24 protein-coding genes are annotated in these 21347 nt (G+C 71.2%); all 24 read left to right on the top strand.

What is annotated here, in order from left to right:
• Positions 1 to 10: 10 nt before the first annotated feature.
• Complete coding sequence (gene fliG / locus ABE505_RS05675) at positions 11 to 1003, top strand: flagellar motor switch protein FliG (RefSeq protein ID WP_183427103.1); 993 nt, start codon at positions 11 to 13, stop codon at positions 1001 to 1003.
• Entirely contained in the window at positions 1000 to 1620 is a 621-nt protein-coding gene (locus tag ABE505_RS05670) for a FliH/SctL family protein (RefSeq protein WP_346442581.1), read from the top strand. The genes fliG and ABE505_RS05670 overlap by 4 nt, the downstream gene beginning before the upstream one ends.
• Positions 1617 to 3008: a flagellar protein export ATPase FliI gene (gene fliI, locus ABE505_RS05665; protein ID WP_346442582.1), complete on the top strand. Its 1392-nt coding sequence runs from the start codon at positions 1617 to 1619 to the stop codon at positions 3006 to 3008. The genes ABE505_RS05670 and fliI overlap by 4 nt, the downstream gene beginning before the upstream one ends.
• Positions 3005 to 3451 carry a flagellar export protein FliJ gene (gene fliJ / locus ABE505_RS05660; protein WP_346442584.1) on the top strand — a complete coding sequence of 149 codons (447 nt, stop codon included), beginning with the start codon at positions 3005 to 3007 and terminating at the stop codon, positions 3449 to 3451. The genes fliI and fliJ overlap by 4 nt, the downstream gene beginning before the upstream one ends.
• Positions 3448 to 4515, top strand: a complete 1068-nt coding sequence (locus tag ABE505_RS05655) for a flagellar hook-length control protein FliK (protein ID WP_346442586.1) — start codon at positions 3448 to 3450, stop codon at positions 4513 to 4515. Before fliJ ends, ABE505_RS05655 begins: the two co-directional genes overlap by 4 nt.
• 187 nt (positions 4516 to 4702) lie before the next feature.
• A complete protein-coding gene (locus ABE505_RS05650; RefSeq protein ID WP_346442588.1) occupies positions 4703 to 5191 on the top strand; it encodes a flagellar basal body-associated FliL family protein in 489 nt (162 codons plus the stop codon).
• A 10-nt stretch (positions 5192 to 5201) separates the two neighbouring features.
• Complete coding sequence (gene fliM / locus ABE505_RS05645) at positions 5202 to 6215, top strand: flagellar motor switch protein FliM (protein ID WP_346442590.1); 1014 nt, start codon at positions 5202 to 5204, stop codon at positions 6213 to 6215.
• Positions 6212 to 6556 (top strand): flagellar motor switch protein FliN, encoded by a 345-nt coding sequence (fliN, locus tag ABE505_RS05640; protein ID WP_346442592.1) that lies wholly within the window; start codon positions 6212 to 6214, stop codon positions 6554 to 6556. The genes fliM and fliN overlap by 4 nt, the downstream gene beginning before the upstream one ends.
• A gap of 218 nt (positions 6557 to 6774) precedes the next feature.
• Entirely contained in the window at positions 6775 to 7137 is a 363-nt protein-coding gene (gene fliO, locus ABE505_RS05635) for a flagellar biosynthetic protein FliO (protein WP_183427101.1), read from the top strand.
• Between the two features lies 1 nt (position 7138).
• Positions 7139 to 7912 carry a flagellar type III secretion system pore protein FliP gene (gene fliP / locus ABE505_RS05630; protein ID WP_346442594.1) on the top strand — a complete coding sequence of 258 codons (774 nt, stop codon included), beginning with the start codon at positions 7139 to 7141 and terminating at the stop codon, positions 7910 to 7912.
• The gene (locus tag ABE505_RS05625) at positions 7909 to 8178 is read left to right on the top strand and encodes a flagellar biosynthetic protein FliQ (protein ID WP_346442595.1); all 270 of its coding nucleotides are present in this window, start codon (positions 7909 to 7911) and stop codon (positions 8176 to 8178) included. The genes fliP and ABE505_RS05625 overlap by 4 nt, the downstream gene beginning before the upstream one ends.
• Before the next feature lie 28 nt (positions 8179 to 8206).
• Positions 8207 to 9004, top strand: coding sequence for a flagellar biosynthetic protein FliR (fliR, locus tag ABE505_RS05620; protein ID WP_346442597.1), 798 nt, complete (start codon positions 8207 to 8209; stop codon positions 9002 to 9004).
• A gap of 65 nt (positions 9005 to 9069) precedes the next feature.
• Entirely contained in the window at positions 9070 to 10209 is a 1140-nt protein-coding gene (flhB, locus tag ABE505_RS05615; protein ID WP_346442598.1) for a flagellar biosynthesis protein FlhB, read from the top strand.
• An 8-nt stretch (positions 10210 to 10217) separates the two neighbouring features.
• Complete coding sequence (gene flhA / locus ABE505_RS05610; RefSeq protein WP_346442627.1) at positions 10218 to 12287, top strand: flagellar biosynthesis protein FlhA; 2070 nt, start codon at positions 10218 to 10220, stop codon at positions 12285 to 12287.
• Between the two features lie 170 nt (positions 12288 to 12457).
• On the top strand, positions 12458 to 13993 hold the full coding sequence (gene flhF / locus ABE505_RS05605) for a flagellar biosynthesis protein FlhF (RefSeq protein ID WP_346442600.1): 1536 nt from the start codon (positions 12458 to 12460) through the stop codon (positions 13991 to 13993).
• On the top strand, positions 13980 to 14831 hold the full coding sequence (locus ABE505_RS05600) for a MinD/ParA family protein (RefSeq protein ID WP_346442602.1): 852 nt from the start codon (positions 13980 to 13982) through the stop codon (positions 14829 to 14831). The genes flhF and ABE505_RS05600 overlap by 14 nt, the downstream gene beginning before the upstream one ends.
• Positions 14828 to 15583: an RNA polymerase sigma factor FliA gene (locus ABE505_RS05595; protein ID WP_346442604.1), complete on the top strand. Its 756-nt coding sequence runs from the start codon at positions 14828 to 14830 to the stop codon at positions 15581 to 15583. The genes ABE505_RS05600 and ABE505_RS05595 overlap by 4 nt, the downstream gene beginning before the upstream one ends.
• Before the next feature lie 22 nt (positions 15584 to 15605).
• A complete protein-coding gene (cheY, locus tag ABE505_RS05590) occupies positions 15606 to 15998 on the top strand; it encodes a chemotaxis response regulator CheY (RefSeq protein ID WP_346442606.1) in 393 nt (130 codons plus the stop codon).
• Positions 15995 to 16612, top strand: a complete 618-nt coding sequence (locus ABE505_RS05585; protein WP_346442608.1) for a protein phosphatase CheZ — start codon at positions 15995 to 15997, stop codon at positions 16610 to 16612. The genes cheY and ABE505_RS05585 overlap by 4 nt, the downstream gene beginning before the upstream one ends.
• Before the next feature lie 3 nt (positions 16613 to 16615).
• Complete coding sequence (locus ABE505_RS05580) at positions 16616 to 18592, top strand: chemotaxis protein CheA (RefSeq protein ID WP_346442609.1); 1977 nt, start codon at positions 16616 to 16618, stop codon at positions 18590 to 18592.
• A 49-nt stretch (positions 18593 to 18641) separates the two neighbouring features.
• A complete protein-coding gene (locus ABE505_RS05575) occupies positions 18642 to 19382 on the top strand; it encodes a flagellar motor protein (protein WP_183426873.1) in 741 nt (246 codons plus the stop codon).
• A gap of 10 nt (positions 19383 to 19392) precedes the next feature.
• Positions 19393 to 20355 carry a flagellar motor protein MotD gene (gene motD, locus ABE505_RS05570; RefSeq protein ID WP_346442612.1) on the top strand — a complete coding sequence of 321 codons (963 nt, stop codon included), beginning with the start codon at positions 19393 to 19395 and terminating at the stop codon, positions 20353 to 20355.
• Entirely contained in the window at positions 20355 to 21134 is a 780-nt protein-coding gene (locus ABE505_RS05565) for a ParA family protein (protein WP_346442614.1), read from the top strand. Before motD ends, ABE505_RS05565 begins: the two co-directional genes overlap by 1 nt.
• On the top strand, positions 21131 to 21347 hold a 217-nt coding region (locus ABE505_RS05560; RefSeq protein ID WP_346458266.1), incomplete at its 3' end, for a hypothetical protein. The genes ABE505_RS05565 and ABE505_RS05560, both read left to right, overlap by 4 nt.

Below are 21347 nucleotides of genomic sequence, written 5' to 3'. Positions count from 1 at the left end.
CATCGGCGAGATGACCGGCGTGCAGCGCGCCGCGGTGCTGCTGCTCTCGCTCGGCGAGGCCGACGCGGCCGAGGTGCTCAAGCACATGGGCGCCAAGGAAGTGCAGAAGCTCGGCCTGGCGATGGCGACCATGGGGCCGGTCAGCCGCGAGCAGGTCACCGGCGTGATGGACGACTTCCACGGCGCGCTGGAGCGGCAGACCTCGCTCGGCGTCGGCGCCGACGACTACATCCGCGCGGTGCTGGTCCAGGCGCTGGGCGCCGACAAGGCCGGCAGCCTGATCGACCGCATCCTGCTGGGGCGCAACACCACCGGGCTGGACACGCTCAAGTGGATGGACCCGCGCGCGATCGCCGACCTGGTGCGCCACGAGCATCCGCAGATCATCGCGATCGTGATGTCGCACCTCGACCCCGACCAGGCGGCCGATGCGCTCAAGCTGATGCCCGAGCGCACCCGCGCCGACGTGCTGCTGCGCATCGCCACGCTCGACGGCATCCCGCCCAATGCGCTCAACGAACTCAACGAGATCATGGAGCGGCAGTTCGCCGGCAACCAGAACCTCAAGTCGTCGGCCGTCGGCGGGGTCAAGGTCGCGGCGAACATCCTCAACTTCATGGAGTCGGGCCAGGACCAGGGGCTGCTGGGTGCGATCCGCAAGATCGACCCGCAGCTGTGCCAGCGCATCCAGGACCTGATGTTCGTGTTCGACGACCTGATCGAACTCGACGACCGCGAACTGCAGATCGTACTGCGCGAAGTCTCGGGCGACCGCCTGGGCATCGCGCTGCGCGGCGCCGATCCGCGTGTGCGCGAGAAGATCACCCGCAACATGTCGCAACGCGCGGCCGAGATCCTGATCGAGGATATGGAAGCCCGCGGGCCGGTCCGGCTGTCGGACGTGGAGTCGGCGCAGAAGGAGATCCTGACGATCGTGCGCCGGCTCGCCGATGAGGGCGCGCTGACGCTCGGTGGCGGCGGCAACGCCGAGGCGCTGGTATGAGCGGCGCGGTGCGCTGGCTGGCACCGGCGCTCGACGCGGCCCTCGTCCCTGCCCCCGCGGCCACCGAGGTCCCGGCCGAACTGCCGCGCCCGCCCTCGCTCGAAGAGATCCAGCGCATCCGCGACGACGCCCAGCGCGAAGGCCATGCCGAGGGCCTGGCCCAGGGCCGCGCCGAAGGCCTGGCGCAGGCGCAGGCGGAGATGCGCCGGCTGGCCGCGCAGATCGAGGGCATCCTCGACAACTTCTCGCGGCCGCTGGCGCGGCTGGAAAACGAAGTCGTCGCCGCGCTGGGCGAACTGGCCGCGCGCATCGCAGGCAGCCTGGTGGGCCGCGCCTACGAGGCCGAGCCGGCACTGCTGGCCGAACTGGTCACCGACGCCGTCGATGCGGTCGGCGGCGCGGCGCGCGAGGTCGAGGTGCGCCTGCATCCCGATGACATCGCCTCGCTGACGCCGTTGCTGGCGTTGCCGGACGAGACCCGCCTGGTCGCCGATCCGGCGCTGGCGCGCGGCGACTTGCGCGTGCATGCGCCCAGCGTGCGCATCGATGGCAGTCTCGAGGCGCGGCTGCGCGGCGCGCTGGACACCGTGCTGCGCCGCGCCGGGACGCGCGGATGAGCGCCCCCCTGCCCCGCGCCGATCCCGCCGACTGGTTGGCCGCCCGCAACCTGCGCCTGGCCGCGCGCCTGGACAGCACCGGGCCGGACCCTGCGGCCGGACGCGGGCTGATCCGCGAAGGCATCCTGCGCCGCGCGGTCGGGCTGACGCTCGAGGCGGTCGGCTGCGAAGCGCCGATGGGCGCGACCTGCCGGGTCGAGGTCGCCGACGGGGGTTGGGTCGAGGCCGAGGTCGTCGGCTTCGCCGGCGAACGCACCTCGCTGATGCCCAGCGCCGAACTGCACGGCCTGCTGCCCAACGCCCGCGTCGTGCCGCTGCAGCGCCGCGGCGGCGTGGAGATCGGCGAGGGCCTGCTCGGCCGGGTGATCGACAGCGACGGCGTGCCGCTCGACGGCAAGGGCCCGATCCGTGCCGAGGGCACCGTCGGCATGGCCGGCGTGTCGATCAACCCGCTGGCACGCGAGCCGATCACCCAGCCGCTGGACGTGGGCGTGCGCGCGATCAACGCGCTGCTGCCGATCGGCCGCGGCCAGCGCGTGGGCCTGTTCGCCGGCTCGGGCGTGGGCAAGTCGACGCTGCTGGGCATGATGACCCGCTTCACCTCGGCCGATGTGATCGTCGTGGGCCTGATCGGCGAGCGTGGCCGTGAGGTACGCGATTTCGTCGAGACCACCCTGGGCGAGGATGGCCTGCGGCGTGCGGTCGTGGTCGCCGCGCCGGCCGACCGGCCGCCGCTGGCGCGTCTGCATGGCGCCTATCGCGCGACCGCGATCGCCGAGTGGTTCCGCGACCAGGGCCTCAACGTGCTGCTGCTGATGGACTCGCTGACCCGCTTTGCGCAGGCGCAGCGCGAGATCGGGCTGTCGGTGGGCGAGCCGCCGACCACGCGCGGCTATCCGCCGTCGGTGTTCGCCAAGCTGCCGGCCCTGGTCGAGCGCGCCGGCAATGGCGCCAAGGGCCGCGGCTCGATCACCGCGTTCTACACCGTGCTGACCGAAGGCGACGATCCGCAGGACCCGATCGCCGATGCCGCGCGCGCGATCCTCGACGGCCACATCCTGCTCTCGCGCCGGATCGCCGACGCCGGCCTGTACCCGGCGATCGACGTCGAATCGTCGGTCAGCCGCGTGGTCACCGAGATCGCCGACGTCGACTGGCGCGACCGGATCCGCGCGCTCAAGCGTCTGGTCAGCGCCTACAACGCCAACCGCGACCTCATCGCCATCGGCGCCTACCAGCGCGGCGGTGACCCGGCGGTCGACGAAGCGCTGGCGCGCTGGCCGGACATCGTCGCCTTCCTGGGCCAGGACATCGCCCGCGCTGCCGACCTGCAACACAGCCGACAGGCGCTCGAACGCCTGCTGCAACCTGAGGAACCCGCTGCATGAAACAGTCCCGACGCATCGATCCGTTGCTCAGCCGCGCCCAGGACCACGAAGACGCGGCGGCGCGCGTACTCGCCCAGCGCCAGTCCTCGCTCGACGCGCACGAGGCCCGCCTGGCCGAGTTGCGGCGCTATGCCGACGAGTACGCCCACAGCCAGCTCGCCGCGACCAGTCCGGCGCAACTTGCCAACCGCCGCGCTTTCCTGGATCGGCTGGAAAACGCCGTCGAGCAGCAGAGCCGCACCGTCGACCAGAGCCGGCAGACGGTCGAGCTCGAACGCGGCCGGCTGCTGCTGGCCAGCCGCGACAAGCAGGTACTCGAGCAACTGGCGGCCAGTTATCGCGCGCAGGAGCGCCAGGTCGACGAGCGCCGCTCCCAGCGTGAGCTCGACGATCTGGGGGCGCGCCGCGTGCGCCTGGCCGCGAGCGAGGGCCAGGACGCATGACCCCACTGGCGGCGACCGCGACTCCCGGCATGGGCGCGCCGTCCGCGGCGGCGCGCAGCACCGGCGCGGCGTCGGGCCCCGCCGACGGCGAGGACGGGTTCGCCCGGGCCCTCGAACGGCGGCAGGCGCAACGCAGCACCGACGCCTCCGCGCAGCGGCGCGCGCCGGAAGGGCGGCACGACGACCGCCCGTCCGCCGAGGTCGAGGCAGCGGCATCGCCCGACACCGCGCCGACCTCCGAAGACCACGATCCGGCCGCCGCGACCGGGACCGGGCCGGTGCCTGGCGATCCGATGCCGTGGCCGCCGGCCGGCCTGGTCGGGCTGCCGGGGTTCGCCGCGCTGCCGGTCGCCGACCCGCCCGCCGAGACAACCGCAATGCCGGCGGCCCAGACGCCGCCGCAGGCCGCGGCGATCACCACGGCCGCCGCGACAACCGCGCCGCGCATGCCCGCGCTCGCGCTGTCGCCCGATGCCGCCACCGGCGACGTCGACACGCTCGCGACCATCGCCGTCGTCGCGACGCACCCGGCCAGCGAGCCCGCGCCCGATACTGGCCAGCCCCCTGCGCCGATCGCATTCGCGCTGCCGGGCGCACCGGCCCCGGCCTTGCGCACGCCGCCGCCGCTGCTCGATGCCCCACTGCCGACGCCCGATGTCCATCGCGGAGACTTCGAGGAGCGCCTGGGCGCCCAGCTCGAATGGATGGCGGGCCAGAAGATCGGCCATGCCCGCATCCGCGTCACGCCCCAGGACCTGGGCCCGGTCGAGGTGCGCCTGCAGCTCGACGGCGACCGCATCGCCGCCGACTTCATCAGCCCGCACGCACAGACCCGCGACGCCCTCGAACAGGGCCTGCCGCGGCTGCGGGATCTGCTCGGCGAACACGGTTTCCAGCTCGCGCATGCCGGCGTGGGCCACGACGGCGGCTCGGACGCACGCGACGGAATGTCGTCGCCGTCCGGCCGCGCGACATCCACCGCCCAGCACGACGCCGGCCCCGAAGCGCGGCCGGCGCCCGCACCGACGGCCCGGCGGATCGGTCTGCTCGACGCCTACGCCTAGACGACGACGTCGATCCCGCGACGGCTTCCAGTCGCAGCGCGACGGGCGTCGCGCGCGTTTCGCGCCGCGCGACGCTGCGTCCACAGTGCCTCGGCCCGGCCACATCCGCCCAGCGTGACGGCCCACCGTCGCCAGAACGGCACGGCGATTGCATCCAAGCACAGGCATTCCCTTTTCGGACCCGCCCGTGGCCGCCGCTGCCGACCCGCAACCCAAGTCTCCTCCCAAGAAGCGGCGCAAGCTGCTGTTGTCGATCCTCGGCGGCCTGCTGCTGCTCGCACTGGCGGCGGCCGGCGGCGCCGCGGCACTGCACCTGCGCAACAATCCCGGGCCGCCCAAGCCCGTGCTGCCGGCACAGGCCCAGTACCTGCCGATGGCGCCGCCGTTCGTCGTCAACCTCGGCGACGAGAGCGAAGGACCGCGCTATCTGCAGGTCGAGGTGCAACTGGTCACGCGCGATCCACTCGATGTCGCCCAGCTCCAGCACCACGAGCCGGCGCTGCGCGCGCGGCTGCTGATGCTGTTCTCCCAGCAGACCGCCGGCACTGTCGCCACGCGCCAGGGCAAGGAGGCGCTGCGCGCGCAGGCGCTGTCGGAAGTGCAGACGCTGATGACCGAGGAAACCGGCAAGCCGCGCGCCGAAGCGCTGCTGTTCACCAGCTTCGTGACCCAGTGAGGCGAGCGGCATGAATTCCAACGACCTGCTATCGCAAGACGAGATCGACGCACTGCTGCACGGCGTCGACTCGGGCGCGGTGGACACCGAGCCGCAAGCCGATCCGGGCGAGGCGCGGACCTACGACTTCGCCAGCCAGGACCGCATCATCCGCGGGCGCATGCCGACGCTGGAGATGGTCAACGAACGCTTCGTGCGGCTGTGGCGGATCGGCCTGTTCAACCTGATCCGCCGTTCGGCCGACCTGTCGGTACGCGGTATCGACCTGATCAAGTTCGGCGACTACCTGCACCAGCTCTACGTGCCGACCAACCTCAACCTGATCAAGTTCAAGCCGCTGCGCGGTACCGGCCTGATCGTGTTCGAGCCCAAGCTGGTGTTCGCGGTCGTCGACAATTTCTTCGGCGGCGATGGCCGTTACCCCACCCGCATCGAAGGCCGGGAGTTCACCCCGACCGAGATGCGGGTGATCCAGCTGATGCTGCGCCAGACCTTCGCCGACATGGCCGAGGCCTGGGCGCCGGTGCTGGACGTGGAGTGCGAGTACATCAACTCGGAGATCAACCCGCACTTCGCCAACATCGTCACCCCGCGCGAGTACGTGGTCGTCAGCCGCTTCCATGTCGAACTCGAAGGCGGCGGCGGCGAGATCCACATCACGCTGCCTTATTCGATGCTCGAACCGATCCGCGAACTGCTCGATGCCGGCATCCAGAGCGACCGCGTCGACCGCGACGAAAGCTGGAACGTGTCGATGCGCGAGCAGCTGATGTCGGCCGAGGTCACGGTGTCGAGCATCCTGGCCAAGCGCACGATCGACCTGCGCCGCCTGACCCGGTTGAAGGTCGGCGACATCCTGCCGATCGAGCTGCCCGAGGACGTGCCGATCTGCGTGGAGGACATCCCGGTGTTCACCGGGCGCTTCGGCACCTCCGGCGGCTGCAACGTGGTGAAGATCACCGAGACACGACCACCCGGCACCCAGCCGCCCCGCCCCGCCCCCGTCCAGGACCTGCCCGCATGAACTCCCAGGATCCCGCCGCGCACGCGGCCGAACCGGCGCGCTTCGACGACCTGCGCTCCGAACGCGCCGACGATGCCGCCGATCTCAACCTCGATGTCATCCTCGACGTGCCGGTCGCGCTGTCGCTGGAAGTCGGCCGTACGCGCATGCCGATCCGCAATCTGCTGCAGCTCAACCGCGGTTCGGTGGTCGAGCTCGAGCGCGGTGCCGGCGAGCCGCTCGATGTCTACGTCAATGGCACGCTGATCGCCCATGGCGAAGTCGTCGTGATCAACGACCGGTTCGGCGTGCGCCTGACCGATGTCGTCAGCCCCAGCGAGCGGATCCGGAGACTGCGGTGATCGTTGCCGGCGCCTTTCCCGCCGCCGCGGCGACCGGTCGGGCCACGGCCCTGTCGGCTTCGCCCCAGACGGCAGCGACGGCGTCACAGCCTCATGTCGACAGCGACGCGGACCATGGCACGGATGCCGTGCCCACCGCATCGGCGCCCCCCATCGAAGCTGCGGTCGTCACCCCGGCCGTCGCGACGCCGGTCGCCACGCTCGGTCCGCCGACGCCGATGCCGATCGGCAGCCATGCACCACAGGCCCCGGGCCTGGGCGGCGCCTTCGTGGCGTTGGTCCTGGTGCTCGGGCTGATCCTCGGCCTGGCCTGGCTGCTCAAGCGTCTGCCCGGCAGCGGCCTGCGCCAGGCCGACGGCCTGCGGGTGGTCGCCAGCATTCCGCTCGGCGGCAAGGAGCGCGCAGCGGTGCTGCAGGTCGGCGGCGAACAACTGCTGGTGGGCATCGGCGCCGGCGGCGTGCGCACGCTGCATGTGCTGCCCGCACCGCTGGCCGAGGCACCGCCGCTGGCGATGCCCACGCTCAAGTCGCTTCCCGATTTCAGACAGCTGCTCGCCCAGCGGCTGCGCAAGGATCCCTGACATGTTCCGCCCTTCCCGCTTGTTGGCGACCTTCGCCGGCGCGCTATGCCTGCTGCTGCCGGTGCTGGCGCTCGCCACGCCTGCGCTCGCGCCGCAACTGCCGGCCTTGCCCGACGTGACCGTCGGCCAGATCGGCGATGCGCCGGTGAGCCTGCCGCTGCAGACCCTGTTGCTGATGACGGCGATCACGCTGATCCCGTCGATGCTGCTGGTGCTGACCGCCTTCACCCGCATCATCGTGGTGCTCGCACTGCTGCGCCAGGCACTGGGCACCGGGCAGACGCCGTCCAATCAGGTGCTCGTCGGCCTGGCGCTGTTCCTCACCGCGCTGGTGATGACGCCGGTCTGGGAGTCGGCATGGAACGCCGGCTTCGGACCCTATCTCGACGGCCGCATCGATTTCCGCACCGCCTGGGAGCTCGGCACCGCGCCGCTGCGCGGCTTCATGCTGGCGCAGGTGCGCGAGACCGACCTGATGACCTTCGCCGGCCTCGCCGGGCATGGCACCTACGCCGGCCCCGACGCGGTACCGTTCCAGGTGCTGGTCGCCTCGTTCGTCACCAGCGAACTCAAGACCGCGTTCGAGATCGGATTTCTGATCTTCATCCCCTTCATCATCATCGACCTGGTCGTGGCCAGCGTGTTGATGTCGATGGGCATGATGATGCTCTCGCCGATGCTCGTCTCCGCGCCGTTCAAGATCCTGCTGTTCGTGCTCGTCGACGGCTGGGTGCTGACGGTGGGCACGTTGGCGGCGAGTTTCAACCTGCCATGACCCCCGAACTCGCCCTCACCGAGTTGCGTCGTGGCCTCGAAGTCGCCCTGTGGGTCGGTGGGCCGCTGCTGGCGACGGTGCTGGTCGTCGGCGTCGTGGTCGGCGTGTTGCAGGCCGCCACCCAGATCAACGAGCCGACGATCGCGTTCGTCGCCAAGGCCGTCGCGCTAACCGCCGCGTTGTTCGCACTCGGCGCGTTCCTGGTCGGCTATCTCGTCGACTACACGACGACGTTGTTCCACAGCATCCCGCACCTGATCGGGTGATCGCCGCGATGCGCCCAGGCCCCTGCTGATGGATGCCGCCACGCAGACGGCGATCGACGGCCAGGCGGCCTTCGGCATGATCGGTGCGTTGCTGTGGACCGCGCTGCGGGTGGGCGCGCTGCTGATGGCGATGCCGATGATCGGTACGCGCGCGCTTCCGGCGCGGATCCGGGTCATGGTCGCGCTGGCGATGAGCCTGGCGCTGGCGCCGATCCTGCCCGCGCCGCCGGCCTGGAGCGGCTTCGATGCCGCCACCGTGCTGTCGATCGGCCGCGAGCTCGCAGTCGGCGCGGCGATGGGGTTCATGCTGCGGCTGGTGTTCGAGGCCGGGGCGCTGGCCGGCGAACTGATCTCCCAGGGCACCGGCCTGTCGTTCGCACAGATGAGCGACCCGATGCGCGGGGTCAACTCCGGGATCATCAGCCAGTGGTTCTATCTCGCTTTCGGCCTGCTGTTCTTCGCGGCCAACGGCCACCTCGCCCTGATCGCGCTGCTGGTGCGCAGCTACGAGGCGCTGCCGGTCGGTACCGCGCTGCCCGAGCTGGACGCCACACTGCGCGTGGCGCCCGAGTTCTTCGCGCTGGTGCTGCGCGGTGCGGTCTCGCTGGCGTTGCCGGTCATGGTCGCGATGCTCGCGGTCAATCTCGCCTTCGGCGTCCTATCGCGCGCCGCACCGGCGCTCAATCCGATCCAGCTCGGGCTGCCGATCTCGGTGCTCGTGGGCCTGCTGCTGATCTCGGTGCTGGCCGGAGAACTCGGGCCGCCGATCCAGCGGCTCTTCGACATGGCCTTCGACGCTGCCGGACGCGTGCCGCTGGGGCGTTGAGGCGGCCGGTCCGGCGCGGCATATGACTTGCAGCGCCCTGTCGGGTACTTGCGACGCCGGCAACGATGGCCGAGAACGAAGACGGTCAGGAAAAGACCGAACAGCCAAGCGAAAAACGATTGCGCGATGCGCGCGAGAAGGGCAACGTCCCACGCTCGCGCGAACTGTCGACCGTGGCGGTGTTCGGCGCGGGCGTGTGCATGCTGCTGGCCACCGGCGGCGGCCTGTCGGCGCGGGCGCTCGACTGGATGCGCGCGGCACTGACGCCTGATCTGGCGATGCTCGAATCGCCGCAGAGGCTGTTCGGCCATGCCGGCCAGCTGATGCTCGGCTTTCTGTGGCTGCTGGCGCCGCTGCTGCTGGTGCTGCTGCTCGCCTGCCTGGTCGCGCCGGCGCTGATGGGCGGATTCAACGCCTCGACCAAAGGGCTGATTCCCGACCTGAAGAAGCTCAACCCGCTGGCCGGCCTCAAGCGCATCTACGGGCCCGAGGGCGCGGCCGAACTGCTCAAATCGCTGTTGCGCGTGGCCCTGGTCGGCACCGCGGCCGCGCTGTTCCTGTGGCCGGGACTGCATCGTCTTCGCAGCATGCTCGACCAGCCGCTCGAGGCCGCGGCCGGCGCCGGGCTCGGCTTCGCCCTGTGGATGCTGATGGCCACCTCCGCAGCCTTGCTGCTGCTGGCCTTGCTCGACGCGCCGTACCAGAAATGGAACTGGCGACGGAAGCTGAAGATGACGCGGCAGGAACTGCGCGAGGAGATGAAGGAAAGCGAGGGCCGACCGGAGGTCAAGGGCCGCATCCGCCAGATGCAGCAGCAGCTGTCGCAGCGGCGGATGATGGAAGACCTGCCTGGCGCCGATGTGATCGTGGTCAATCCCACGCATTACGCGGTCGCGCTCAAGTACGAGGGCGAGGCGATGCGCGCGCCCAAAGTGATCGCCAAGGGCGTCGACGAAATGGCGCTGCGCATCCGCGCCGTGGGCGAGCGCCACCGCATCGCGCTGGTCGCCGCGCCGCCGCTGGCACGGGTCTTGTATCGGGAGGCGCAGATCGGTCAGGAAATCCCCGTGAAGCTCTACGCCGCCGTCGCCCAGGTGCTGTCCTACGTGTATCAGCTGCGCAACTGGACGCCGGGCCAGCCCTATCCCGAGCTGTCGGCGGTGGAGGTCGATGAGGCCGCGTCCGGCGACGGAGCCCGGCCGTGAGCGCGGTGATGCAGTCCGGTCCCAAGCGTCTGTTCGACATGCTGCGTCACGGGCTGGGCGCGCCGCTGCTGGTGCTGGCATTGCTGGCGATGGTGGTGGTGCCGTTGCCGCCGTTCGCGCTCGACGTGCTCTTCAGCTTCAACATCGCGATCTCGTTGGTCGTGCTGCTGGCGGTCGTCTACGTCCAGCGCCCGCTGGACTTCAGCATCTTCCCGATCGTGCTGTTGATGACCACGATGCTGCGCCTGGCATTGAACGTGGCCTCCACGCGCGTGATCCTGCTGCACGGCCAGAACGGCCCGGGGGCGGCCGGCAACGTGATCGAATCGTTCGGCGAGTTCGTCGTCGGCGGCAACTTCGCGGTCGGCATCGTCGCGTTCGCGATCCTGACGATCATCAACTTCATGGTCATCACCAAGGGGGCGGGCCGGGTTTCGGAAGTCACCGCGCGCTTCATCCTCGATGCGATGCCCGGCAAGCAGATGGCGATCGACGCCGACCTCAATGCCGGCCTGCTGACGCGCGAGGACGCCAAGGCCCGGCGCGAAGAAGTCCGGCAAGAGGCCGACTTCTACGGCGCAATGGACGGCGCCAGCAAGTTCATCCGCGGCGATGCGATCGCCGGCATCCTGATTCTGTTCGTGACGATCATCGGCGGCCTGGCGATCGGCATGCTCCAGCACGGCATGCCGTTCGGCGATGCGGCGGCGACCTACACCCTGCTGTCGATCGGCGACGGCCTGGTATCGCAGTTGCCGTCGCTGCTGGTGTCCTCGGCGGTCGCGCTGCTGGTCACCCGCGCCTCGCGTGCGCAGGACATGGGCGGCGCGGTGACCGGCCAGGTGTTCGGCCAGTACCGGGCGCTGGCGATCGCGGCGGTCATTCTGCTGGTGGTCGGGTTGGTGCCGGGCATGCCCAACCTCGCTTTCCTGACCCTGGCTGCGCTGGTCGGCTATGGCGCCTGGACGATGCGCAAGCGCAGCCTGGCGGCCGAGCGTGCTGCGGCGGCGCCGGACGCCGCGCTGCCCGCGCCCGAACAGGCCGCCAATGCCGAGCTGGGCTGGGACGACCTGCGCCCGGTCGATCCGCTCGGCCTGGAAGTCGGTTATCGCCTCATCCCGCTGGTCGACAAGGCCCAGGGCGGCGAACTGATGGCGCGGATCAAGGCCGTGCGTCGCAAGCTCACGCAGGACATCGGCTTTCTGATTCCGCCGGTGCACATCCGCGACAACCTCGAACTGTCGCCCACCGCCTATCGGCTGCTGGTCCACGGCGTGCCGGTGGCGACCGCCGAGGTGCATCCCGACCGCCTGCTGGCGCTCGACCCGGGCGGCGCGCTGCAACCGATCGAGGGCATTCCGGGCAAGGACCCGGCGTTCGGGCTCGACGCGCTGTGGATCCTGCCGATCCAGCGCGCCCAGGCCGAGGCCTCGGGCTACACCGTGGTCGATCCAGCGACCGTGGTCGCGACCCACCTTTCGCATCTGGTCCGCGAACAGGCGCCCGAATTGCTCGGGCACGAGGAAGTCCAGCAGTTGCTGGCCACCCTGGCGCGCAGCGCACCCAAGCTCGCCGAGGACCTCACGCCCAAGGCGCTGCCGCTGGCGGTGGTGGTCCGGGTGCTGCAGAACCTGCTCGTCGAGCGCATCCCGGTGCGGCAGTTGCGCCGCATCGCCGAGGCGCTGGTCGAGCACGCCGCGCACACCCAGGACCCCGGCCAGCTGACGGCCGCGGTCCGCAACGCGCTGGGCCGCTTCATCGTCCAGGAGATCGCCGGCCCGGCGCCCGAGTTGCCGGTCTACACGCTGGCACCGGCGCTGGAACGCGTCTTGCAGGATTCCGCGCAAGGGACCGGGGCCGCGCTGGAGCCGGGCCTGGCCGAACGCCTGCAGCAGAGCCTGGCCGACTGCGCCGGCCAGCAGGAGGCCAGGAACGAGCCGGCGGTGGTGCTGGTCCCCGGGCAGGTCCGCGCCGCGCTCGCGCGCCTGGTCCGGCACAGCGTCCCGACCCTGTCGGTGCTGGCCTACACCGAAGTCCCCGAAGACAAGCGGCTCAAGTTGCTGGGGACGATCAGTTGAAGCGCGGGACTTGGTTGTAGGGACTGGGGCATCGTCAACGCGGTGCCCCGCCACGGAGAACGCACGATGCACACACGACAGCCCAGCGCCCCCCAAGGCCGCCCCGAGCGAAGCGATCCCTTCGCCTGCGCCAGGCCGCACGCCCCCTTCTCCATTTCCGGCCCCCGCCCATGAACATCCGCCGTTTCGTCGCCGCCGACATGCGCAGCGCCTTGCAGATGGTGCGGGCCGCGCACGGACCCGACGCCGTGATCCTGTCCAATCGCCGCACCGACGAGGGTGTGGAGATCGTGGCGGCCAGCAACTACGACGAGAGTGTGGTCCAGCGCGCCCTCGATGAGGCGCAGCGGCGCGATGCACCGACGGCTCCGCCGCCGACCGAGCCGCCGCAACCGCAGGCGGCCCAGACCCGGAACGACTCGCCCGCCGAACGCTGGCTGCGTGCGCTGGCGCCGAGCGAGGCGGCGGCATCGCCGCAGGCGGTGCCCAGCACGCCCCCTGCCGCCCCACCCTCCGCGCCGATTGCCGAGGCCTTGCAGGCCGAGGTCGCGGACGCCGGCGCCGGATTTCCGTCGTTTGCCGAACTGCTCGGACGCCGTCGAGTGCCCGCAACGAGAGTGGACGCAGAAGACGACGGGATTCCGTCGCAGCCCCCCGTTATGCCGACCGCGCCCTCGCCGGAGGCGGCCGTGCCCCTCGCACACACCGCGATGCCGAGCACCCCGCCGCCCGCACTTGTCGCCGTGCCCGCACCGCCGGCGCCGGCCAGCGACGGCGAGCTGGCGCAGATGCGCGAAGAACTGGTGCAGATGCGACAGATGATCGAGCGCGAGATGGCGCGCCTGACCGACGAGCGCCTGCGCGGGTCCCCGGCCCGCGGCCAGGTCATGGAGCTGATGGACGACTACGGCTTCGATGCCGGCATCACCCGCGACATCGCCCTCCAGGTGCCGGCCGACACCCCGGCCCACCGCGTCCGTGGTCTGATGCTGGCCCTGCTGTCCAAGCGCCTGCCGATCTGTCCGATCGACCCGCTGGAGGAGGCTGGCGTCATCGCACTGGTCGGCCCGACCGGCGCCGGCAAGACCACGACCATCGCCAAGCTCGCCGCGCGCTACGTCGCCCGCCACCAGGCCCGCGATGTCGCACTGGTGACCACCGACACGGTGCGGGTGGGCGGCCGCGAACAGCTGCACAGCTATGGCCGGCAGCTCGGCATCGCGGTCCACGAAGCCGACAGCGAGACCGACCTGGTCCAGCTGCTGCAGCGCCTGCGCGACTACCGCCTGGTGCTGGTCGACACCGCCGGGTTGAGCCAACGCGACCGCGCCCTGGCCGGCCAGCTGCACTGGCTGCGCGCCGCCCGCCAGATCCGCACCCTGCTGGTGCTGCCGGCCAATACCCATTTCGCCGACCTCGACGAGGTCGTCCGCCGCTTCGAGGGCGCCCGCCCGCAGGGCGCGGTGCTGACCAAGCTCGACGAGACCGGGCGCCTGGGCAGCGTGCTGTCGGTCGCCGTCGACCACGCCCTGCCGCTGACCTGGATCGCCGACGGCCAGCGCATTCCCGACGATCTGCATCGCGCCAATGCCGCCCATCTCGCATTGCGGCTTGAAGATCTCCGCCGCGATGCCGATAAGCCGATTGTCCCCACGCACGATCTCCACGACCCCGACGCCCAGAAGCCCCACCATGCCGTCGCCTGACCTGCCCGCTCCTGCCCCGTTTGCGCCCGTCCGCACCCTCGCCGTCACCGGCGGCAAGGGCGGCGTGGGCAAGACCAACGTGTCGGCCAATCTCGCCATTGCACTGGCCGGCATGGGCCAGCGCACGATGCTGCTCGACGCCGACCTGGGCCTGGCCAATCTCGATGTGCTGCTGGGTCTGTCGCCCCGCTTCACGCTGGCCGATCTCGTCGCCGGGCGCTGCACGCTCGACGAGGCGATCATCGAGGGCCCGGCGGGCGTGCTGATCGTGCCCGCCGCCTCCGGCCGCCGGCACATGGCCGAACTGCGCCCGATCGAGCACGCCGGGCTGGTCAACGTCTTCAATGACCTGCAGCGCGAGCTCGATGTGCTGGTGATCGATACCGCTGCCGGCATTACCGACTCGGTGCTGACCTTCTGCCAGGCCGCGCAGGATGCGGTGGTCGTGGTCTGCGACGAACCGGCCTCGCTCACCGACGCCTATGCGCTGATCAAGGTGCTCGCGCGCGAGCGCGGCCTGGACCGGGTCCAGGTCGTGGCCAACATGGTGCGCAGCCCGCAGGAAGGCCGCGCGCTGTACGACAAGCTGGTGCGCGTGTGCGAGCGGTTCATCGGCGACGTCTCGCTGAACTACCTGGGCGCGGTGCCGCAATGCGAATGGCTGCGCGCCGCAGTCCAGCGCCAGCAGGCGGTGGTGCGCGCCTACCCGGGCAGCCCGTCGTCGCAGGCGCTGGTGGACATCGCACGTCGCGTCGCGCGCTGGCAGGCGCCGACCGCGCCGCGCGGCCACGTCGAGTTCTTCGTCGATCGCCTGCTGCGCCAGGGAGCGGCGGCATGAACGCCGCTGCCCGCCAGTACCAGGCCGTCCAGCGCACCAGCGCACCGGACCCGGTCGTGGTGCACGCCGAACTGGTCCGCCGCATCGCCCATCACATCGCCGCCCGGCTGCCCGCCAGCGTGGAGATCGACGATCTGATCCAGGCCGGCATGATCGGACTGCTCGAGGCCTCGCGCAGCTACGACGCCGAACAGGGCGCCTCGTTCGAGACCTATGCCTCGATCCGCATCCGCGGTGCGATGATCGACGAGATCCGCCGCGGCGATTGGGTGCCCCGCTCGGTCCATCGCCGCGCCCGCGAGGCCGCTGCCGCGATCCGCGAGATCGAGCAGGCCAGCGGCCGCGCTGCCAGCGCGCAGGAGGTGGCGGCCAAGCTGCAGATGCCGCTCGCCGACTACCAACGCCTGCTCGAAGATGCCGCCCGCGGCCAGGTGCTGAGCCTGGACTCGCACGTCGAGGACCACGGTGAGGTCGAGCCGGCCAACCGCGACGGCGGACCGACGCCGCAGGAGCAACTGGTGCGCAGCGAGTTCGGCCGGGAACTGGCCGCGGCGATCAAACTGTTGCCCGAGCGCGAGCAACTGGTGCTGTCGCTGTACTACGAACAGGAACTCAACCTCAAGGAAATCGGCGCGGTGCTGGGCGTGAGCGAATCGCGCGTGTGCCAGATCCACGGCCAGGCCGTGGTGCGCCTGCGCGGCCGCCTGTCCGCCTTCGAACTTGCAGATACCGGCATCGGCAACGCCGACTGATGCCCCTCCCGTGGAGCCCGCTTTGAACAAGAACATCCGTATCCTCGTGGTCGACGACTTCTCGACGATGCGCCGCATCGTCAAGAACCTGTTGTCGGACCTGGGCTTCAACAACACCGTCGAAGCCGAGGACGGCAACAGCGCGATGGCCGTGCTGCGCCAGGATGCGGTCGACCTGGTCATCACCGACTGGAACATGCCCGGCATGACCGGCATCGAATTGCTGCGCACGATCCGCGCCGACCCCAAGTTCCGCGCATTGCCGGTGATGATGGTCACCGCCGAGGCCAAGCGCGAGCAGATCATCGAGGCCGCGCAGAGCGGCGTGAACGGCTACATCATCAAGCCGTTCACCGCGCAGACGCTGTCGGAGAAGCTGGGCAAGATCTTCGAGCGCCTGGGGAGCGCGGCGTGACCGCGACCGCCGCGGCGACCACCGACCGCAGCCAGCTCGCCGGGCTGCTGCACGACGCACTCGAAGCGCTCGAACGCGGCGACGAGGCCGGCTGGCGCCGCCAGGTCGACGCGCTCGCCGCCGCCCGCGCACGCACCCTGGTCGACGGCCTGGGGCGGTTGGCGCGCGAACTGGCGCAGGCGCTCGACACCCTACCGGCCGCGCCCGCGCAGGGAGGGCTGGATGATGCCTGCGCTCGTCTCGACCACGTGGTGACGATGACCGAGCAGGCCACGCACCGCACGCTCGATTTGATCGACGACAGCCGCGCGCACGTCGCCCAGTTGCGCGCCGGCACGCTCGACGCTGCGCAGACCGCGACCATCGACGCGCTGCGCGAGAACCTGCGTGAGATGGCATTGGCGCAAAGCCACCAGGACCTGGGCGGGCAGATCATTCGGCGCGTGGCCGGCATCGTACGCGGTGTGCACGAGGGCTTGGGCGCACTTGGGCTGCCGCCCGCCGACGGCGAGCAGGACCGCCTGCGAGCCGCCGGCCCGGCGGTCGCTGGGCTCGACAGCGGCACCGTCGGCCAGGACGACGCCGACGACCTGCTCTCGCGCCTGGGACTGTGAGCGATGCAGTTCTCGCCCGACATCGCCGCCGATTTCGTGCTCGAAGCGCGCGAGCTGCTCGTCGATCTGGGCGGGCAACTGGTCGAGCTGGAGCAGACGCCTGACGACCGCGAACAGCTCAACGCGGTCTTCCGGGCCTTCCACACCCTCAAGGGCGGCGCCGGCTTCCTCGGTGCGACCGCGCTGGTGGAGCTGTGCCATGCCGCGGAGGAAACGCTGGGTGCCGCACGCTCGGGCGCAGCGACCCTGCTGCCGCGGCACTTCGACGCCGCGCAGCAGTCGCTCGACTGGCTGCAGGCGATGGTGGATGCGGTCGAGAGCGGCGACGACGTGCCGCACGCGCCGCCCGAGCTGATCGCCGGTTTCGCGCTCGACACCGCCGCACCCGCGGCGCCCGCCCCGGCCGCCCGCGTGGCCCCGACCGCCGCCGCGCCGGCCACGGCGGGCAGCGGGATGATCGACGACGACGAGTTCGAGGCGCTGCTCGACCAGTTGCACGGCAGCGCCGCGCCTGGCGCATCGGCGTCCGCACCCGCGCCAGGCCCGAACGACCCGATCGACGACGCTGAGTTCGAAGCGCTGCTCGATCAGTTGCACGGCAAGGCCGCCCCGGGCGCTGCGCCGGTCGCCGCCGCACCGGCCGCGGGCGGCGACATCATCGACGACGACGAATTCGAAGCGCTGCTCGACCAGTTGCATGGCGCGCACGCGCCCGGTGCGGCGCCAGCCCCCGCAGCCGCCGCGGTGGCGGCACCGCCCCCTGCCGCCGCGCCTGCACCGCGCGCCGCGCCGCCGGCGCCGGCCAAGCCGGGCACCACGCAGGCACCCGCCGAACGCGAGCAGACCGTCCGCGTCGACACCCGCCGGCTCGACGCGATCGTCGATCTGGTCGGCGAACTGGTGCTGGCCCGCAACCGCCTCAAGACCTTGCGCGCGCGCCTGCGCGACGAGGATCTCGACCGCGCGGTCGCCACCCTCGACAACGCCACCGCACGCCTGCAGGGCGCGGTCATGCGCACGCGCATGCAACCGGTCGGCAAGGTGTTCTCGCGGTTTCCGAAGGTCGCCCGCGATGTCGCCCGCGCGCTCGACAAGGAAGTGGACCTGGAGCTGGTCGGCGCCGACACCGAGCTCGACCGCAACCTCGTCGAGGCGCTGGCCGACCCGCTGATCCACCTGGTCCGCAACGCGATCGACCATGGCGTGGAGACGCCCGAGCTGCGCGAGGCGACCGGCAAGCCGCGCGCCGGCAAGGTCCGGCTGATCGCCCAGCAGCAGGGCGATTACGTCGGCATCGAGGTCCAGGACGACGGTGCCGGCATCGACCCCGAGCGCCTGCGCGCCAAGGCCCGCGAAAAAGGCCTGATCGACGCCGAGTCGGCCGCGCGCCTCAACGCCGAGGAATGCCTGCACCTGATCTTCCTGGCCGGCCTGTCGACCCGCGCCGAGGTCAGCGACATCTCCGGCCGCGGCGTCGGCATGGACGTGGTGCAGTCGCGGATCCGCGAGCTCGGCGGGCAGATCCAGGTGCAGTCCGAACTCGGTCGCGGCAGCCGCTTCACGCTGCGGGTGCCGCTGACGCTGGCGATCCTGCCGACGCTGCTGGTGCACGCGGCCGGCGACGCCTACGCCCTGCCGCTGGCCCGTGTGCAGGAGGTACTGCATGCACCGGCGCGCACGGTCAACTGGTTCGATGGCCGCGCCGCACTCGACCGTCGCTCGCACACGCTCTCGCTGCTCGATCTGCGGCACTGGCTCGACCGGCCTGCGCTGGAAGCCGCCTTGCTGACCATCGTGGTGTTGCAGCGGGGCGACAGTCGCTTCGGCCTGGTCGTCGACGAAGTGCGCGGGCGCGAAGAGGTGGTCATCAAGCCGCTGCCGCGCGCGTTGCGCGGCCTGCCTGGCTACGCCGGTGCGACGCTGATCGGCGATGGACGGCTCGCGCTGATCCTCGACGTGGACGCGCTGCGCGGCCCCTGACCCCCCGCGCGCCGCTCAAGTCGCCGCGGCCGGCGCCGATATCGCGATCATGGACCTTTTCAGCGTCGTCGGACTCGTGCTCGCCCTTGCCGCCCTGGTGGGCGGCAGCATCCTCAAGGGTGCCGGGCTCGGCGCGCTGTGGTCGCCGGCCGCGTTCGTGATCGTGATCGTCGGCACGCTGGCCTCGATCCTGCTGCACACACCGCCGAGCGTGTTCAAGCGTGCGATGCGGATCCTGCGCTGGACGATCCGTCCACCCACCGCCGACCGCGGCGCGCTGATCGCGCAACTGCTCGAATGGAGCAACGTCTCGCGCAAGCAGGGGCTGCTGGGCCTGGAGGCCTATGTCGAATCGCAGAGCGACCCGTTCCTGCGCAAGGGGCTGCAGATGCTGGTGGACGGCGTCGAACCGGAAGCCATCCGGCACATGCTCGAGATCGAGCTGCACGGCGAGGAACAACAGGACCTGGCCGCGGCGAAGGTGTTCGAGAGCATGGGCATCTACGCGCCTACGCTCGGCATCGTCGGCGCGGTGCTGGGGCTGATCGCGGTGATGAAGAACCTCGCCGACCCGTCCAAGCTCGGCCACGGCATCGCCGCCGCCTTCACCGCCACCATCTACGGCATCGCCTCGGCCAACCTGTTCTTCCTGCCGGTCGCCTCCAAACTCAAGAGCGTGATCGGCCGCCGCAGCGGCGAGCGCGAGCTGGCGATCGAGGGTCTGATCGCGATCGCCCAGGGCGAGAATCCGCGCAACATCGAGGCCCGTCTGGCCGGCTTCCTGCACTGAGCCGGCGACGATGGCACGACGCGTCCACCACGAGGAACACGCCAACCACGAGGCCTGGGCGATCCCCTACGCCGACCTGATGACGCTGCTGCTGGCGTTCTTCGTGGTCATGTATGCGGTGTCCTCGCTCAACGAGGGCAAGTACCGGGTAATGGCCAGTTCGCTGGCGAATGCCTTCAGCGGCACGCCGCGGACGATCGACCCGATCCAGGTCGGCGACAACGTCTACCGCGATGCCAGCCTCAAGGCCCCGGTGCCGATTCCCGGCGGTGCGCGGCGCGGACCGGGCAGCGCCTCGCCGGTGCTCGATTCACCACTGCAGCCGATGCTCGAATCGAAGATGCGCAGCGACCGCATCGACGACGGCGCCGACCGCGCGGCACGTGCGGCCTCGCGCCAGCAACTGGCGCGCATCGCGCTGCAGCTCGAGGACGCACTGTCGGAGATGGTGCATGCGCGGCTGATCACCGTGCGCCGCGCGGATCTTTGGCTGGAGGTGGAGATCAACAGCGACATCCTGTTCCCCAGCGGCTCGGCGACGCTCGACTTCGGCGCGCAATCCCTGCTCGGCCGGCTGGCCGCGGTGCTGCGCGGGCTGCCCAATCCGATCCGGATCGAGGGCTACACCGACGACCGTCCGATCCGCACCGCGCAGTTTCCGTCGAACTGGGAGCTGTCGGCCGCACGCGCGGCCAGCGTGGTGCACCTGTTCGTGCGCGAGGGCCTGGCGCCCGAGCGGCTGGTGATGGTCGGCTACGGCGAACAGCGCCCCAAGGCCGACAACACCAGTGAGGCCGGCCGCAACGCCAATCGGCGCGTGGTGCTGATGGTGCTGGCCGAGCCGGAGTCGACCCAGGGCCAGCCGATCGGCGGGCCGTCGCCCGCGCAGCCGATTGCGATCGATGCCATCCCCGCGGTCGCCGCCGACCACGCTCCCGATTCCCTGCCCCCCCATCCCCGAGGAGAGACCTGATGCGCGTCTGGGCGATCGCCAACCAGAAAGGCGGCGTCGGCAAGACCACGACCACCCTGGCCCTCGGCCGCGCGATGGTCGCGCGCGGACTGCGCGTGCTGCTGGTCGATCTCGACCCGCATGCCTCGCTCACCCGCGCGTTCGGCATCCCGACCGACCCACCGCCTGCCGGCGTGGCCGACCTGTTCGCCACCCCGCCCTCGAGCCTGGCTTCGCTGATGCGCGCCTCGCCGACCGAGGGCCTGGACTACGTCTGCGCGCAGACCGCGCTGGCAACGCTCGAACGCCGCAGCGCGACCCAGCCGGGCCTGGGCCTGGCGCTGTCGCAGGCGATCACCCGGCACACCGGCGGCCACGATGCGATCCTGCTCGACTGCCCGCCGACGCTTGGCCTGTTGATGGTCAACGCCCTGGCGGCCGCCGACCGGGTGATCGTGCCCACGCAATGCGAACCGTTGGCGCTCTACGGCCTGGCCGGCATGGTGCGCACGGCCGAGATGGTCGAACGCTCCCGGCAACGCCCGCTGCCGGTCTCGGTGGTGCCGACCATGTACGACCGCCGCACCCGCATCGGACGCGAGACCCTGGCGCAGTTGCAGGACGAGTACGCGGGCAAGATCTGGGACGAGGCGGTGCCGGTCGACACCCAGCTCAGCAACGCCGACGCACTCGCCCAGCAGGTGGTCAACGGCCATCCGCCGGGCCGCGCATTCTCGGCCTACGGCCGCGCGCTCGACTGGCTGCTGGCCGAAGACCAGGCGCTGGAGCACGCAGCATGAACGCCGCCGAGGTCGTCGACGACTACCTCGGCGTGCTGCTGTCGGCCGCGCCGGCCCCGGCGGCCTCCGCGGCAGCGCCCGTGCCCGCTGCGCCGAGCCCGACGCCGGCGCAGACGCCAGTACTGCCGCCCCCACCGGCGCCCCCCGCAGCGCGGCCACGTCCAGCAGTGCCTGCGCCGGCAGCGCGCGCGCAGCCGGCAGCCGCCGCAACGA

This window comes from Luteimonas sp. TWI382 (genome assembly GCF_039674545.1).
Taxonomy (GTDB): Bacteria; Pseudomonadota; Gammaproteobacteria; order Xanthomonadales; family Xanthomonadaceae; genus Luteimonas.
This window is presented reverse-complemented; position numbering and strand designations above follow the sequence as displayed.